Origin of the sequence: Streptomyces sp. NPDC055955 (assembly GCF_042270245.1) — a bacterium.
GTDB lineage: Bacteria > Actinomycetota > Actinomycetes > Streptomycetales > Streptomycetaceae > Streptomyces.
Genome location: NZ_JBHJYS010000040.1, coordinates 1 through 15,631, shown reverse-complemented (window position 1 = coordinate 15,631; position 15,631 = coordinate 1). Strand labels below are relative to the sequence as shown.

The following is a 15,631-nucleotide window of genomic DNA, read 5'->3' as shown; positions in this document are numbered from 1 at the left end:
CCTTTCGTGAGGGTCGGGCACCCAGACAACGGCTCCGGAGTCTTGCGGACCGGTTCCTACCGGTGGTCGCTGCCCGTCGACGTCGACGCGGCGCGGCCGGCCTCGAGGCGGGCGACCGGGATACGGAACGGCGAGCAGGAGACGTAGTCCAGGCCGACCTCGTGGAAGAAGTGGACCGACTCCGGGTCACCGCCGTGCTCGCCGCAGACGCCGAGCTTGAGGTCGGGCCGCGTGGCGCGGCCGGCCTCCACGGCGTTGCGCACGAGGCTGCCGACGCCGTCCTTGTCGATGGTCTCGAACGGCGAGACCCCGAAGATGCCCTTCTCCAGGTACGCGGTGAAGAACGAGGCCTCCACGTCGTCACGGGAGAAGCCCCAGACGGTCTGCGTCAGGTCGTTCGTGCCGAAGGAGAAGAACTCCGCGGCCTCGGCGATCTGGCCGGCCGTCAGCGCGGCGCGCGGCAGCTCGATCATCGTGCCGAGCGCCAGCTTCAGCTCGACGCCGGTCTGCTCCTGCACCTCGGCGATGACCTGCTCGGCCTCCTCGCGGACGATCTCCAGCTCCTGGACGGTGCCGACGAGCGGAATCATGATCTCGGCGCGCGGGTCACCCTTGGCGTTCTTGCGCTCCGCGGCGGCCTCGGCGATGGCCCGTACCTGCATGGCGAACAGGCCCGGGATCACGAGGCCGAGACGGACACCGCGCAGACCCAGCATCGGGTTCTGCTCGTGCAGACGGTGCACGGCCTGCAGCAGGCGCAGGTCGTTCTCGTTGGAGTCCTGGCGGGACTCGGCGAGCGCGACGCGCACCGACAGCTCGGTGATGTCGGGCAGGAACTCGTGCAGCGGCGGGTCGAGCAGGCGCACCGTCACCGGGAGCCCGTCCATCGCCTCGAACAGCTCGACGAAGTCCTTCTTCTGGAGCGGAAGGAGCTCCTTCAGGGCCTCCTCGCGCTCCGCGTCCGTGTCGGCGAGGATCAGGTGCTCGACCATCTCGCGGCGCTCGCCGAGGAACATGTGCTCGGTGCGGCACAGGCCGATGCCCTGCGCGCCGAAGCGGCGGGCACGCAGCGCGTCCTCGGCGTTGTCCGCGTTGGCGCGCACCCGCAGCCGGCGGACGCGGTCCGCGTACGCCATGATCCGGTGCACGGCGCCGACGAGCTCGTCGGCGTCGTCGGCGCCGGCGTGCATGCGGCCCTCGAAGTACTCGACGACCGGGGACGGGACGACCGGCACCTCACCGAGGTAGACCTTGCCGGTGGAGCCGTCGATGGAGACGACGTCGCCCTCCTCGATGACCTGCCCGCCGACCGTCATCCGGCGGCGCTTGGTGTCGACCTCGAGGTCCTCGGCGCCGCAGACACAGGTCTTGCCCATGCCGCGGGCGACGACGGCGGCGTGCGACGTCTTGCCGCCGCGCGAGGTGAGGATGCCCTCGGCGGCGATCATGCCGTCGAGGTCGTCGGGGTTGGTCTCGCGGCGGATCAGGATGACCTTCTCGCCCGAACGCGACCACTTGACGGCGGTGTACGAGTCGAAGACGGCCTTGCCGACCGCGGCGCCCGGCGAGGCGGCGATGCCGCGGCCGATCTTCTGGACCTTCGCGTTCTCGTCGAAGCGCGGGAACATCAGCTGCGCGAGCTGGGCGCCCGTGACGCGCTGGAGCGCCTCGGCCTCGTCGATGAGGCCCTGGTCGACGAGCTGCGTCGCGATGCGGAAGGCGGCACCGGCGGTGCGCTTGCCGACGCGGGTCTGCAGCATCCACAGCTGGCCGCGCTCGATCGTGAACTCGATGTCGCAGAGATCCCTGTAGTGGGTCTCGAGCGTCTCCATGATCTGCATGAGCTGGTCGTACGACTTCTTGTCGATCGACTCGAGCTCGGCGAGCGGCACGGTGTTGCGGATACCCGCGACGACGTCCTCGCCCTGCGCGTTCTGGAGGTAGTCGCCGTACACGCCCTGGTGGCCGGAGGCGGGGTCGCGGGTGAAGGCGACGCCGGTGCCGGAGTCGGGGCCGAGGTTGCCGAAGACCATGGAACAGATGTTGACCGCGGTGCCGAGGTTGCCGGGGATGCGCTCCTGGCGGCGGTAGAGCTTGGCGCGGTCGGTGTTCCAGGAGTCGAAGACCGCGTGGATGGCGAGGTCCATCTGCTCGCGCGGGTCCTGCGGGAAGTCCCGGCCGGCCTCGGTCTTCACGATCTTCTTGAAGCGGGTGACCAGCTTCTTGAGGTCGGAGGCGTCGAGGTCGGTGTCGACCGTGACCTTCTTGGCGGCCTTGGCCTTGTCGAGGGCGTCCTCGAAGAGCTCTCCGTCGACGTCCAGGACGGTCTTGCCGAACATCTGGATGAGGCGCCGGTAGGAGTCCCAGGCGAACCGCTCGTCGCCGGACTGCTTGACGAGGCCGAGGACGGACTTGTCGGAGAGTCCGATGTTGAGGACGGTGTCCATCATGCCGGGCATGGAGAACTTCGCGCCCGAACGGACCGACACCAGAAGGGGGTTGTCGGCCTGGCCGAGCTTCTTGCCCATCTTCTGCTCGAGGGCGTCGAGGTGCGCACTCACCTCGTCACGCAGTGCCACCGGCTCATCGCCACTGTCGAGGTAGACCTTGCAGGCCTCCGTGGTGATGACGAACCCGGGAGGAACCGGCAGACCGAGATTGGTCATCTCGGCGAGGTTCGCGCCCTTCCCGCCCAGGAGGTCCTTGAGGTCCTTGTTTCCCTCGGTGAAGTCGTAAACGAACTTCACTACGTGGGGATCTTTGTTTTCCGACACGGGTCTCGACTCCTCGATGACTCGGTGGCTGCCCTGACGGCGAGGAACATACCCAGATCGAAGGCATCTGGGTACGTCCACTTGTGCGTCATGCGGCCGTAACCACCCGTCCGCCGCTAGATCGAAAGTAACTAAGGAGCGGCGACACGCGAGGGCTTGTGTTCATTTCCTGAACACACAACCCCCGTAGACCCCGAATATCGCTCAGGTGAGCGCGATCAACACTCATGTGAGTTCAAGTCGTAAATGATCGAGCGGTGGCACTCAGTGCCATGCCTTAGAGATGTACAGCCGGCCTCAACATGCTCATCTGAGCGCTACCCCTATCAGGGGTGGCGAGAATCACGCCGTTTCCGGGCCCTTCGATGTCAGCATCCGGACGGAAAACGGGCGTTCACAGGCCGAGCGCCGCGAGCCGCTCCTCCGCCCGGTCCGGCGCGTAGAGGTGCTCCACGACGAGCGCACCCGCCCCGACCAGGGCAGAGCGCTCACCGAGCCGCGCGGTGACCACGTCCAGATGAGCGGTGGAGCGCGGCAGGGCCCGCTGGTAGAGCAGTTCGCGTACGCCCGTGAGGAAGGGAGTTCCGGCCAGATCCCCCGCGATCATCAGGACCCCCGGGTTGAGCAGCGTCACCACCGTCGCCAGGACCTCGCCCACGCTCCGCCCGGCCTCCCGTGCCAGGCGCACCGCTTCGGGGTGCCCCTCGGCGAGCAGCTCCCGCACATCCGATCCCGACTCCGCCGGCACCCCGGCCTCCGTGAGCCGCCGCGCAAGGGCGCGCCCGCTGGCCACCGCGGCCAGGCACCCGTACGAGCCGCACCGGCACAGGGTGCCCGCGCCCTCGGGCACCCGGATGTGCCCTATGTCGCCCGCTCCCCCGTCGACGCCCCGGTAGATCCGGCCGTCGACGACGACGCCCGCGCCGATGCCGGTGGACACCTTGACGAGGGCGAAGGCCGCGCAGTCCGGGTGACCGGTGCGCTGCTCGCCGTAGGCCATCAGATTGGCGTCGTTGTCGACGAGGACCGGGACACCGGCCGCGTCAGCCGATCCCCCCGCGCCGCCCGCCTGCTCGGCGAAGGCGCGGCCCAGGCGGCCCCTGATGTCGTAGCCGTCCCAGCCCGGCATGATCGGCGGCTGCACGACGCGGCCCGTGACGGTGTCGACGGGACCCGGCACCCCGAGCCCGATGCCGCACACCGCGTCCGCGCTCCGGCCCGCCTCCTTCAGGAGCCCGGCGAACCAGCCGCCGAGCGCGGCGAGCACCCGCTCCGGTCCCTCGTCGACGCAGAGGGCGCCCGAGCGCTCGGCGAGCAGCTCGCCGGTGAGGGTGAGGACGGCGGCGCGCGCGTGCCGGGTGTCGAGGGAGACGGCGAGCACGACCGCGTGGGCGTCGTCGAACTCCAGGCGCAGGGAGGGCCGCCCGCCCGTCGGAGACCCTGCGGGACCGCCCGCGCCCTCACGCAGCCAGCCCGCCCGGAAGAGCCGGTCGAGGCGCTGGCCGACGGTGGCCCTGGAGAGCCCGGTGGCCTCCTGGAGCGCGCCGCGCGTGACCGCCCGGCCGCTGCGCACGAGGTGAAGCAGGTCTCCGGCGCTCACCTGGCTCCGCGGCCGCTCTCTCGTCCGGTCCCCGGCCATTCGCACCCCTTGCGTTCGTCAACTGCGCGTTACATATTGGGTTTTGCTGGTTAAGTAGACGTAACTCTAGGCTGGATACGGCTTAACTGACAGACCGTGGGAGTTGGTGTGGACCGCACGACCCGGCGGACCGGTGCGGCGCCGAGCCGCGCCTCCGTAGCCGCCGCTCCCCCGCGCGAGCGGGCCGCGCTGCACGAGCGGGCCGCGCGCGTCCTGGAGACCAACTGGACGGGCGCATCCACGGTCCCCTCCCGCACGCTCTATCCGCACCAGTGGTCATGGGACTCCGCGTTCGTCGCCGTCGGATTGCGCCATGTGTCCCCCCTGCGGGCCCAGTTGGAGCTGGAGACGCTGTTCGCCGCCCAGTGGGGCGACGGCCGGGTGCCGCACATCGTGTTCAACCCCTCCGTCCCTCTCGACGCCTACTTTCCCAGCCCCGACTTCTGGCGCTCCTCCACGTCGGGCCGGGCGGCCGGCGCGCCGCGCGCCGTGCAGACCTCCGGCATCGTGCAGCCGCCGGTCCACGCGCTGGCCGCGTGGCTCGTGCACCGCGCCGACCCCGGGCTGTCCCGGTCCCGCTCGTTCCTTGCCCGCATCCATCCGAAGCTCGCGGCCTGGCACCGCTATCTTCTGCACCGCAGGGACCTCGGCGGCGGCGGCCTCGCCGCGGTGATCCACCCCTGGGAGCAGGGCATGGACAACAGCCCCTGCTGGGACGCCCCGCTGAACCGGATCGCCCCGGCGCCCGCGCGCGCGTTCCGCCGCGCCGACCTGGAGCACGGCGCGCCCGACGACCGGCCCACCGACCTCGACTACGGCCGGTACGTACGCCTCGCGACGGACTACCGGGACCGCCGATACGCCGACGGACAGGGCGAGTTCGCCGTCGAGGACCCCTCCTTCAACGCCCTCCTGATCGCCTCCGAACACGCCCTCGCCCGCATCGCCTGCGAACTCGGCGCCACGGGCACGGCCCGCCACGACCGCGCCGAACGCCTCACGGCAGCGCTGGTCGAACGCCTGTGGGACCCGGCGACGGGCATGTTCTTCTGCCGCGACCTGCGCGTGACCGACAGCCACCCCACACCCCGCGCACCAGGACACGACACGCCCCGGACGACCACCAGGCAGACACCGCCCCCGGCCCTGATCCCGGAGTACGGCGTCTCGGGCCTGATCCCGCTCATCCTGCCCACGCTCCCCCGGCACGTGGCCTCCGGCCTGCTGCGCACCGCCCGCGGCCCCCGCTTCGGCCTCGGCACGGCGGTGCGGCTCGTACCGAGTTACGACCTGACGGGACCGGCCTTCGACCCGCGCCGCTACTGGCGCGGACCGGCCTGGTTCAACACGAACTGGCTGATCGAGCGCGGCCTGCGCCTGCACGGCGAGCACGCGGAGGCCGAGCGCCTGCGCACCGCGCTGCTCGGCACCGCGCTCGACACGGCCTTCGCCGAGTACGTGGATCCGTACACGGGACGCGGCTGCGGCGCGCGCGGCTTCGCCTGGAGCGCCGCGCTCGCCCTGGATCTGCTGCAGGAGCCGCAGGAGCGGCACGAGGGAGGGACCTGGGGATGACGGACCGACAGCGTCAACTGCTCGTGCGGGGAGCCACGTTCGCGGCGATCGGCCCGAGCGGTGACATCAGCGGCGTACGCGGGTCCGGCTCGCCGGACGGCCTGTTCGTGCGCGACGGCCGGCACCTCAGCCGCTGGCAGCTCACCGCGGACGGCGCCGCACCCGAGGTCCTCACACCCGCCGGACCGCCGGGCGGGGACACAGCCGGGCGGACCGTCGGCGAGGGCGTGGTGCGCTGTGTGCTCGTGCCGCGCGGCGGCCGTCTGGAGCCGCCCGCGTACACGCTCTTCCGCGAACAGGCCGTGGCGGACAGCGCGTTCGTCGAAACCCTGCGGGTCGTCTCCAACCGCCCGGCGCCGACGACGGTACGGCTCGCGCTGACCGTCGACGCCGACTTCAGCGACCAGTTCGAGCTGCGCGCCGACCACCGCACCTACACGAAGACCGGCGCCGTCCGCTCCCGGGCCGCGCTGGAGGACGGCGTCCGCTTCGGCTACCGGCGGGGCGAGTGGCGCTCGTCGACCACGGTGACCGCCGAACCCGCGCCCGACGCCGTCGAGGAGACCGGCACCGGCGCCCGCCGCCTCGTCTGGGCCCTCGAACTGGCCGGGCACGGCACGGCCGACCTGAGCCTGCGCGTCGCGGCCCGCCCGCACGGCACGCCCACCACCCCGGTCCCCGCGTCCCCCGCCGACGCGGCGGCCGAACTCGCCGCGCGCACCGAGGAGTTCACGCGGGACGTCGCGCTTCCCGACGCCTGGCCCGCTCTCGCCGCGGCGTGCACCAGGGGCCTGGCCGACCTGGCCGTGCTCCAGGTGCCGGCCACCGGCCCGGACGGCGAGCGGCTGAGCGTGCCGGGCGCGGGCGTCCCCTGGTTCCTCACGCTGCTCGGCCGCGACGCGCTCCTGACCTCGCTGTTCGCCCTCCCGTACCGGCCGGGTCTGGCCGCCGCGACACTCCCGGTGCTCGCCGCGACGCAGGCCACGGAGTCCACGGAGGACGCCGTCGCCCAGCCCGGCAAGATCGTCCACGAGGTGCGGCACGGCGAGCTGGCGCACTTCGGACAGGTCCCGTTCGCCCGCTACTACGGCTCGGTCGACGCGACGCCCCTGTTCCTCGTCCTGCTCGGCGCGTACACCGAGCGGACCGGCGACATGGCGACGGCCCGCCGCCTCGAACCGCACGCCCGGGCCGCCGTCAGCTGGATGCTCGACCACGGCGGCCTCACCGCACGCGGCTACCTCGTCTACCGCGCCGACCGCGGCGGCCTCGCCAACCAGAACTGGAAGGACTCGCCGGGCGCCATCTGTTCGGCCGACGGCACTCGCCCCACAGGACCCGTGACGGCGGCGGGCGCCCAGGGCTACGCCTACGACGCCCTGCGCCGCACCGCCGCGCTCGCCCGCACGGCCTGGGACGACCCGGTGTACGCGGACCTCCTGGAGCAGGCGGCGACCGATCTGCGGGACCGTTTCCAGCGGGACTTCTGGATGGCGGACCGCGCGTTCCCGGCGCTCGCCCTGGACGGCGACGGGCGGCACGTCGACGCGCTGGCGTCCGACGCGGGCCACCTCCTGTGGTCGGGCCTGCTCGACAAGGAGTACGGGGAGGCGGTCGGCCGGCGTCTCCTGGAGCCCGACTTCTTCTCCGGCTGGGGGGTGCGCACGCTCGCTGCCGGTCAGGCCGCGTACCACCCGCTCTCCTACCACCGGGGTTCGGTGTGGCCGCACGACAACGCCCTGATCGCGCTCGGGCTCGCCCGCTACGGGCTGCACGACGAGGCACGGACGGTGGCGCACGCACTGGTGGAGGCGGCCGCGGCCTCCGGCCACCGGCTGCCCGAGGTGCTCGCCGGGTACGCGCGGGAGGCGTACCCGACGCCTGTCCCCTACCCGCACGCGTGCGAGCGCGAGTCACGCTCGGCGGCAGCGCCGCTCGCGCTGCTCACGGCGGTCTTTTAGGTCCTTCGGTGTCGCGCCTTTGAACCTTTGAACCTTTGGACCTGCGGGCCTGCGGGCGACCGGAGTTCCGATGGCCCGGGGGGCAGCAACAGAGCCCCCGGTCCCAGGAAGAGAAGGAGCGAAACGAGACGGAGCGGGGAAGATCAACTTCCCCCGCGACCGGTCACCCCCCGGACGTGTCCAGCTCCGCGTCCTCACTGACGCCCGCGCAGTCCCACGGGTCCTTGAGCCAGCCGTCCGGCAGCACCACGCGGTTGTTGCCGGACGTACGGCCGCGAGGCCCGTCCGCGCCCACGGGCCACGCCTGGTCGAGGTCCAGCTCGTCGAGGCCCGCGCGCAGCTCGGCGAGCGACGACGTCACGGCGAGCCGTTTGCGCATCTCGGAGCCGACCGAGAAGCCCTTCAGGTACCAGGCCACGTGCTTACGGAAGTCGATGACACCGCGTGCCTCGTCGCCGATCCACTCGCCGAGCAGCCCCGCGTGCCGCACCATCGCCTCGGCGACCTTGCGCAGGTCCGGCGCGGCGGGCGCGCCCGTGCCCTCGAAGGCGGCGACGAGATCCCCGAAGAGCCACGGCCGGCCCAGACACCCACGCCCCACCACGACACCGTCGCAGCCGGTCTCGCGCATCATCCGCATCGCGTCGTCGGCGCACCAGATGTCGCCGTTGCCGAGAACGGGGATCTCCGGGACGTGCTCCTTCAGACGCGCGATGGCGTCCCAGTCGGCGGTACCGCCGTAGTGCTGTGCGGCGGTGCGCCCGTGCAGGGCGATCGCCGTGACGCCCTCCTCGACCGCGATCCGGCCCGCGTCGAGGAACGTGATGTGGTCGTCGTCGATGCCCTTGCGCATCTTCATCGTGACCGGCAGGTCCCCGGCCCCGCTGACGGCCTCCTTCAGGATGGCCCGCAGCAGATTCCGCTTGTACGGGAGCGCGGAGCCACCGCCCTTGCGCGTCACCTTCGGGACCGGACAGCCGAAGTTCAGGTCGATGTGGTCCGCGAGATCCTCTTCGGCGATCATCCGGACGGCCTTACCGACCGTCGCCGGATCGACGCCGTACAGCTGGATCGAACGGGGCTGCTCACTCGCGTCGAAACGGATGAGCTGCATGGTCTTCTCGTTGCGCTCGACCAGCGCCCGCGTCGTGATCATCTCGCTCACGAAGAGACCCTTGCCGCCGGAATACTCCCGGCACAGGGTGCGGAAGGGCGCGTTCGTGATCCCGGCCATGGGCGCGAGGACCACGGGCGGCTGCACGAGGTGCGGACCGATGGTGAGCTGCTGGGACATCGGGCGGGCTCTCCGAAAACGTGGGCGGCGGGCAGGGACGGTTCTCCATTGTCCCCCACCTGGCGGGCGGCCCCGCCCGCGGTCGGGCTACCGTCGATTGCATGCCCCCTCCACTGACCCACCGCCGGCGGATGCTCGTCCTCGCGATCTGCTGCATGAGCCTGTTGATCGTCAGCCTCGACAACACCGTCCTGAACGTCGCGCTGCCGAGCATGCAGAAGGAGTTCGGCGCGAGCGTCTCCGGCATGCAGTGGACCATCGACGCGTACACGCTGGTCCTCGCCTCGCTCCTGATGCTGGCGGGCTCGACGGCCGACCGGATCGGACGCCGCCGGATATTCAAAGCCGGCCTGGTGATCTTCACCGTGGGCTCGGTGCTGTGTTCCGTGGCGCCCAACCTGGAGTCCCTCATCGCGTTCCGCATGGTCCAGGCGGTAGGCGGCTCGATGCTCAACCCCGTCGCCATGTCGATCATCACCAACACGTTCACCGAACCCCGCGAACGCGCCCGGGCCATCGGCGTCTGGGGCGGCGTCGTCGGCATCTCCATGGCCGCCGGCCCCATCGTGGGCGGCGTCCTCGTCGACTCGGTCGGCTGGCGTTCCATCTTCTGGATCAACCTGCCGGTGGGCCTCGCCGCCCTCCTGCTGACCATGCGCTACGTCCCCGAGTCCCGCGCCCCCAAGCCGCGCCGCCCCGATCCGGTCGGCCAGCTCCTCGTCATGACGCTCCTCGGCTCCCTCACCTACGCGATCATCGAGGCCCCCGCCGCGGGCTGGACGTCCCCGGTCATCGGTACGTTCACGCTGCTCGCCCTCGCGGCACTCGCCGGTCTGATCGCCTACGAGCCCCGCCGCACCGAACCCCTCATCGACCTGCGCTTCTTCCGCTCGGCACCCTTCAGCGGCGCCACGGTGATCGCGATCAGCGCGTTCGCCTCGCTCGGCGGCTTCCTGTTCCTGTCGACGCTCTACCTGCAGAACGTACGCGGCCTCGACGCCCTCGACGCCGGCCTGTGGATGCTGCCGATGGCAGCCATGACCCTGGTGTGCGCCCCGGTCTCCGGCCGCATCGTCGGCAGCCGCGGCCCCAGGGTCCCACTGCTCGTCGCGGGCATCGCGATGACGGCGAGCGGCGTCCTGTTCGCCGCGTTCGAGGCGGAGACGTCGAACGTGACCCGCTTCATCGGCTACGTCCTGTTCGGCCTCGGCTTCGGCTTCGTCAACGCCCCCATCACCAACACCGCCGTCTCGGGCATGCCCCGCGCGCAGGCCGGCGTCGCCGCCGCGGTCGCCTCCACCAGCCGGCAGATCGGCCAGACCCTCGGCGTCGCCGTCATCGGCGCGGTCCTCGCCTCGGGCATCGCGTCGGGCGTCGCAGCGGGCGTCGGCACGTCCTCGTACGCGACCACGTTCGTCGACGCGAGCCGCGGCGGCTGGTGGATCATCGTGGGCTGCGGCGTCGCCGTACTCCTGGTCGGCCTCCTCACCAGCGGCCGCTGGGCACGCGCCACCGCCCAGCGCACCGCCCTCTGCCTGGAACAGCCGGAAATTCAGGAGGCCACGGCGGGCGCCAGCTCCTGAAGCGGCCGCCGCCGGCCCACGCGGTCTGAAGGATCCTCGTGGGCTGCGGCGTCGCCGCACTCCTGGCCGGCCTGGCGCCCGCCCGCTGCCCCGAACAGCCGGAACGTTCAGGAGGCCACGGCAAGCGCCAGCTCCTGGAGCCGGTCGAGTCGCTCCCGGGACTCCTCGTCGGCGGGCGTGTACGTCACCAGACGGGCACCCTGGTCCGGACCGAGCCACAGATCGGTGTGGACCAGGGACAGCGGCCCGACGTGCGCGTTGCGGAAGTACTTCGTCTTGCTGCGCGTCCCCACCACCTCGTGCAGCCGCCACGCCTCACGGAACTCCGGCGACTCGTCCTCGAGCCGCTTGAGCAGCAACTCCCAGGCGGGCTCGCCCAGATGACCGGCCATCGACCCGCGGAACTTGGCCGCCATCAGACGGATGGTGTCCTCCAGGAACACGAACGACTTCCGCCACTGCTCGTTCGTGCAGATCAGCACCATGCAGTTACGGTCCTCGGGCGCCACCGTGTCCAGGTCGCACAGCAGCCGCCCGTACGTGCGGTTGTACGCGAGGATGTCGTACCGGCTGTTCTGGATGCACGCGGGCAGCGGCTCCAGCTTCTCCAGCATCAGCCGCAGCGCCGGCGTGACCGTCTGGCAGCTCGCCGCGGGCGACGGATCGACGGCCCCCGCGAGCTGGAAGAGATGCGCGCGCTCACTCGCGTCGAGGAGCAGCGTGCGGGCCAGCGCGTCCAGGACCTGCACCGACACCTGAATGTCCCGCGCCTGCTCGAGCCACGTGTACCAGGTGACCCCGACCGCGGACAGCTGCGCGATCTCCTCACGCCGCAGCCCGGGGGTACGGCGGCGCCGGCCACGCGGCAGCCCGACCTGCTCGGGGGTGATGCGGGCGCGGCGGCTGCGCAGGAAGTCGGCGAGCTCATGCCGCCGGATCTCGGACTCCCGCTTGGGCGACTCACGCGGAACCCCACCGGCCTGCCCCTGCCCCTGCCCCTGCCCCTGCCCCTGCCCCTGCATCAGGGTCTCCGCCGGTGCCTGTGACTTTGCCCTTGCCTGTGCCGCAGTCGTCTTCGTCGTCTTCGTCGTCCGCGCCATCGTGGTCATGCCTCCAGCGTGCCGCGCCACTGAGCCTGTTTCCAGGTAGTCCTTCTACCAGGATAAGAACACTCTGGTACCAGTCTGAGCACCGGACGACGCTGGTACCCATGACCGGAACCGGGACCCGTTCCCTCTCTGTCTCCACCACAGCCCGCACCGCCACGGCCCCACCGGCACTCGGCGGACTCGGGCTCTTCACCGTGCTCGTCGGCGCGGCGCTCCCCCTCATCGACTTCTTCATCGTCAACGTCGCCCTGCCCACCATCGGCCACGACCTGGCCGCGGGCGAGGCACTCCTCGAACTCGTCGTCGCGGGCTACGGACTCGCGTACGCCGTCCTGCTCGTACTCGGCGGACGGCTCGGCGACCTCTTCGGCCGGCGCAGGCTGTTCCTCGGCGGCATGATCGCCTTCGGCCTGACCTCGCTGGCCTGCGGCCTCGCCCCCGACGCCTGGACCCTCGTGGCCGCGCGCGTCGCGCAGGGCGCCGCATCGGCCGCGATGCTCCCGCAGGTCCTCGCCACCATCCAGTCGACGACGACGGGCCGGCGCCGCGCGAAGGCCATGGGCCTGTACGGGGCCACGGCGGGCCTGTCCATGGTCGTCGGCCAGATCCTGGGCGGCGTCCTGGTCGCAGCGGACGTCTTCGGGACCGGCTGGCGCTCGGTGTTCCTGGTGAACGTACCCGTCGTCATCGTCGGCCTCTTCCTGGCAGCCCGCGCCGTCCCCGAGACCCGCTCCCCGCGCCCCGAACCGGTCGACGGCCCCGGCACGGTACTCCTCGCCGCGTCCCTGCTCACGCTCCTCGCACCGCTGACCGAGGGGAGGGCCGCCGGCTGGCCCCTGTGGACATGGCTCTCGCTCGCGGCCTTCCCCTTCATCGCGTACGCCTTCTACCAGGTGGAACGCCGGGCAGACCGGCACGGCCGCACCCCGCTGGTCCCACCCAGCCTCTTCGCCCTCGTCTCACTGCGCCGCGGCCTGATCATGGTCGTGCCGTTCTCCATCGGGTTCAGCGGCTTCATGTTCGTGATCGCGGTGGCGCTCCAACGGGGCGAACACCTCGGCCCCGTCCCGGCAGGCCTGGCTCTCGCACCGATGGCCGCGGTCTTCTTCGCCGTATCCCTCGCGGGCCCGCGCCTCATCGCCCGGTACGGAACCCGGATCGTCACCGCGGGAGGCATGATCCAGGGGCTCGGCGTCGCCCTCATCGCCCTCACCGCCTGGCGGACCTGGCCCGACCTGGGCGTCCTCGAACTGATGCCGGGCGCCGCACTCGCGGGCGCGGGCCAGGCGCTCCAACTCCCCATACTCTTCCGGCTCATCCTCTCCGAGGTACCGGCGACGCGGGCGGGAGTGGGCAGCGGCGTCATGATCACCACTCAGCAGTCGGCCCTGGCCCTCGGCGTAGCCACACTCGGCTCCCTCTTCCTCACCCTGTCCACGAGCCTGGGCATGCGAGACGCACTGGTGATCACCCTGCTGGTGCAACTGGCGGGCATAGCCCTGACAACAGCACTGAGCCTGAGACTGCCACGGACGGTGAGCTGAACCCGGCACCGACCTGGACCACCCGCGACGACCGGGGCGACCGGGGCGACCGGGGCGACCGGGGCGACCGGGGCGACCGGGGCGACCGGGGCGACCGGGGCGACCGGGGCGACCGGGGCGACCGGGGCTGAACGAAGCCAGCCATGGGCCGGCCGGAAACGAAACAAACGAAACGGACCGGCACACTCGCTCCCACCCCGCGCATGACAGGTGACGGATAACAAGTGACAGGTGACAGGTGACAGGTGACGGATAACAGATGACGGATGACAGCTGACAGATATTGAAATCTGTCAGCTGTCATGTCATCGTGGACAGGGAGACCCAGAACCATCAACTGGCGGCACCGCCCTAAGGAGCGCCTGATGTCCCCCACCTCCCCCACCCTCCACCCCCGCCCTCTAGGCTCCACCGGTCCCGAGGTCTCCGCCATCGGGCTCGGCTGCATGGGAATGTCCGCGCTCTACGGCGAGGCCGACCGAGGCGAGTCCATCGCCACCATCCACGCAGCCCTCGACGCCGGCATCACCCTGCTCGACACCGGGGACTTCTACGCGATGGGGCACAACGAGATGCTCATCGGGGAGGCCCTGCGCACCGCACCCACCACACACCGCGAGAAGGCGCTGACCAGCGTGAAGTTCGGCGCTCTGCGAGACCCGGACGGCGGCTGGTCCGGCTACGACGGCCGGCCTGCCGCAGTGAAGAACTTCGCCGCGTACTCGCTCCAGCGCCTCGGCGTCGACCACATCGACGTATACCGGATCGCCCGTGTCGACCCCGGCGTACCGATCGAGGAGACCATCGGCGCCATCGCCGAGCTCGTCGAGAAGGGACACGTCAGGCACATCGGTCTGAGCGAGGTCGGCGCCGACACGATCCGGCGGGCCGCCGCCACCGCCCCCATCTCCGATCTGCAGATCGAGTACTCCCTGATCTCCCGCGGCATCGAGGACGCGATCCTGCCGGTCACCCGCGAGCTCGGCATCGGCATCACGGCGTACGGGGTCCTGTCGCGCGGCCTGATCTCCGGACACTTCGGCCGGGACCGCAAGCTCGCCGCCAACGACTTCCGCGGGATGAGCCCGCGCTTTCAGGGCGAGAACCTCCAGCACAACCTCGACCTCGTCGAGTCGCTGCGCAAGATCGCCGAACAGAAGGGCGCCAGCGTCGCGCAGGTCGCCATCGCCTGGGTGCTCAGCCGCGGCGACGACATCGTGCCCCTGGTCGGCGCCCGTCGCAGGGACCGGCTGACGGAAGCACTCGGCGCTCTCGACATCAACCTGGACGCGGCGGACCTGGCCGCGATCGAGGAGGCCATCCCGGCCGGTGCCGCCGCGGGTGACCGCTATCCCGAGGCACAGATGGCACACCTCGACAGCGAGCGCTGATCACCGCCCGGTACGGTCGGCATCATGGCAACCGAGACCCTGACCACCGAGCGCATCCTCGAGGCGACCGAGGAGGTACTGCGCCGGCACGGCCCCGCCAAGGCGAACGTCGTCGACGTGGCCCGCGCGCTCGGCGTCAGTCACGGCAGCGTCTACCGGCACTTCGGCACGAAGGCACAGTTGCGCGAGGCGGTCACGAAGCGCTGGCTCGACCGCACCACGAACGAGCTCCAACTGCTCATGACAGACGGCTCGCTGACGGCACCCGCCATGTTGCGCCAATGGCTCGCGACGCTGTTCGCCGCCAAGCGCCGCAAGGCGGGCGACGATCCGCAGCTCTTCGCCACGTACCAGGTACTGATCAGTGAGAACAGCCGGGTGGTCGAACTCCATGTCGGTGAGCTGATCATGCAGCTCGACCACATCATTCAAGACGGCATCACCAAGGGGCAGTTCAGCCTTCCTCACCCCGACCCCGCCCTGACGGCCCGCGCGGTATTCGACGCGACGAACCGTTTCCACGATCCGGCGTACGCGGGTGAGTGGGAGAAGGCCGGCATTGACGAGGAGTTCAGAGCGCTCACGGATCTGGTCCTCCGCGGCCTGAACTCCTGACCGTACTCCCGCGCAATATTCGGCCGGGCTCTGAAAGGGGTCCGGCCGGAAAACGGAACCCCGAACGGGACGGGCCGGCCCGGTACCGGCCCCCTAAACGCAGAAAACCCCCGTGACAGGATTCTCATCCCGTCACGGGGGTTTTC

At 71.0% G+C, this 15,631-nt stretch carries 10 protein-coding genes; 6 read left to right on the top strand and 4 right to left on the bottom strand.

The features are described 5' to 3' along the window. Positions 1–56: 56 nt before the first annotated feature. Complete coding sequence (gene ppdK / locus ACFC96_RS44290; RefSeq protein ID WP_376265909.1) at positions 57–2,774, bottom strand: pyruvate, phosphate dikinase; 2,718 nt, start codon at positions 2,772–2,774, stop codon at positions 57–59. A gap of 394 nt (positions 2,775–3,168) precedes the next feature. Then, the gene (locus tag ACFC96_RS44285) at positions 3,169–4,413 is read right to left on the bottom strand and encodes an ROK family protein (protein WP_376265906.1); all 1,245 of its coding nucleotides are present in this window, start codon (positions 4,411–4,413) and stop codon (positions 3,169–3,171) included. Between the two features lie 108 nt (positions 4,414–4,521). Here ACFC96_RS44285 and ACFC96_RS44280 point away from each other — a divergent pair, with 108 nt between their 5' ends. Beyond that, positions 4,522–5,988, top strand: a complete 1,467-nt coding sequence (locus ACFC96_RS44280) for a hypothetical protein (protein WP_376618303.1) — start codon at positions 4,522–4,524, stop codon at positions 5,986–5,988. Continuing rightward, positions 5,985–7,949, top strand: a complete 1,965-nt coding sequence (locus ACFC96_RS44275; RefSeq protein ID WP_376618301.1) for a glycogen debranching N-terminal domain-containing protein — start codon at positions 5,985–5,987, stop codon at positions 7,947–7,949. The genes ACFC96_RS44280 and ACFC96_RS44275 overlap by 4 nt, the downstream gene beginning before the upstream one ends. A 163-nt stretch (positions 7,950–8,112) precedes the next feature. On the opposite strand, the gene dusB is transcribed toward ACFC96_RS44275, so the two are convergent. After that, positions 8,113–9,243 carry a tRNA dihydrouridine synthase DusB gene (gene dusB, locus ACFC96_RS44270; protein ID WP_326713104.1) on the bottom strand — a complete coding sequence of 377 codons (1,131 nt, stop codon included), beginning with the start codon at positions 9,241–9,243 and terminating at the stop codon, positions 8,113–8,115. A gap of 101 nt (positions 9,244–9,344) precedes the next feature. Here dusB and ACFC96_RS44265 point away from each other — a divergent pair, with 101 nt between their 5' ends. Then, entirely contained in the window at positions 9,345–10,826 is a 1,482-nt protein-coding gene (locus ACFC96_RS44265; RefSeq protein ID WP_376618299.1) for an MFS transporter, read from the top strand. A gap of 107 nt (positions 10,827–10,933) precedes the next feature. Here the strand turns inward: ACFC96_RS44265 and ACFC96_RS44260 are convergent, their stop codons facing one another. After that, a complete protein-coding gene (locus ACFC96_RS44260) occupies positions 10,934–11,848 on the bottom strand; it encodes a helix-turn-helix transcriptional regulator (RefSeq protein ID WP_376618342.1) in 915 nt (304 codons plus the stop codon). Positions 11,849–12,036: 188 nt separating this feature from the next. On the opposite strand from ACFC96_RS44260, the gene ACFC96_RS44255 reads away from it, so the two are divergent. The 3 genes from ACFC96_RS44255 to ACFC96_RS44245 all read left to right on the top strand — a co-directional run bounded on the left by ACFC96_RS44255 (position 12,037) and on the right by ACFC96_RS44245 (position 15,485). Beyond that, positions 12,037–13,479, top strand: a complete 1,443-nt coding sequence (locus ACFC96_RS44255) for an MFS transporter (protein ID WP_376618297.1) — start codon at positions 12,037–12,039, stop codon at positions 13,477–13,479. A gap of 365 nt (positions 13,480–13,844) precedes the next feature. Then, complete coding sequence (locus ACFC96_RS44250; RefSeq protein ID WP_376265891.1) at positions 13,845–14,870, top strand: aldo/keto reductase; 1,026 nt, start codon at positions 13,845–13,847, stop codon at positions 14,868–14,870. A 24-nt stretch (positions 14,871–14,894) separates the two neighbouring features. After that, positions 14,895–15,485, top strand: coding sequence for a TetR family transcriptional regulator (locus ACFC96_RS44245; RefSeq protein WP_376265890.1), 591 nt, complete (start codon positions 14,895–14,897; stop codon positions 15,483–15,485). Positions 15,486–15,631 lie beyond the last annotated feature (146 nt).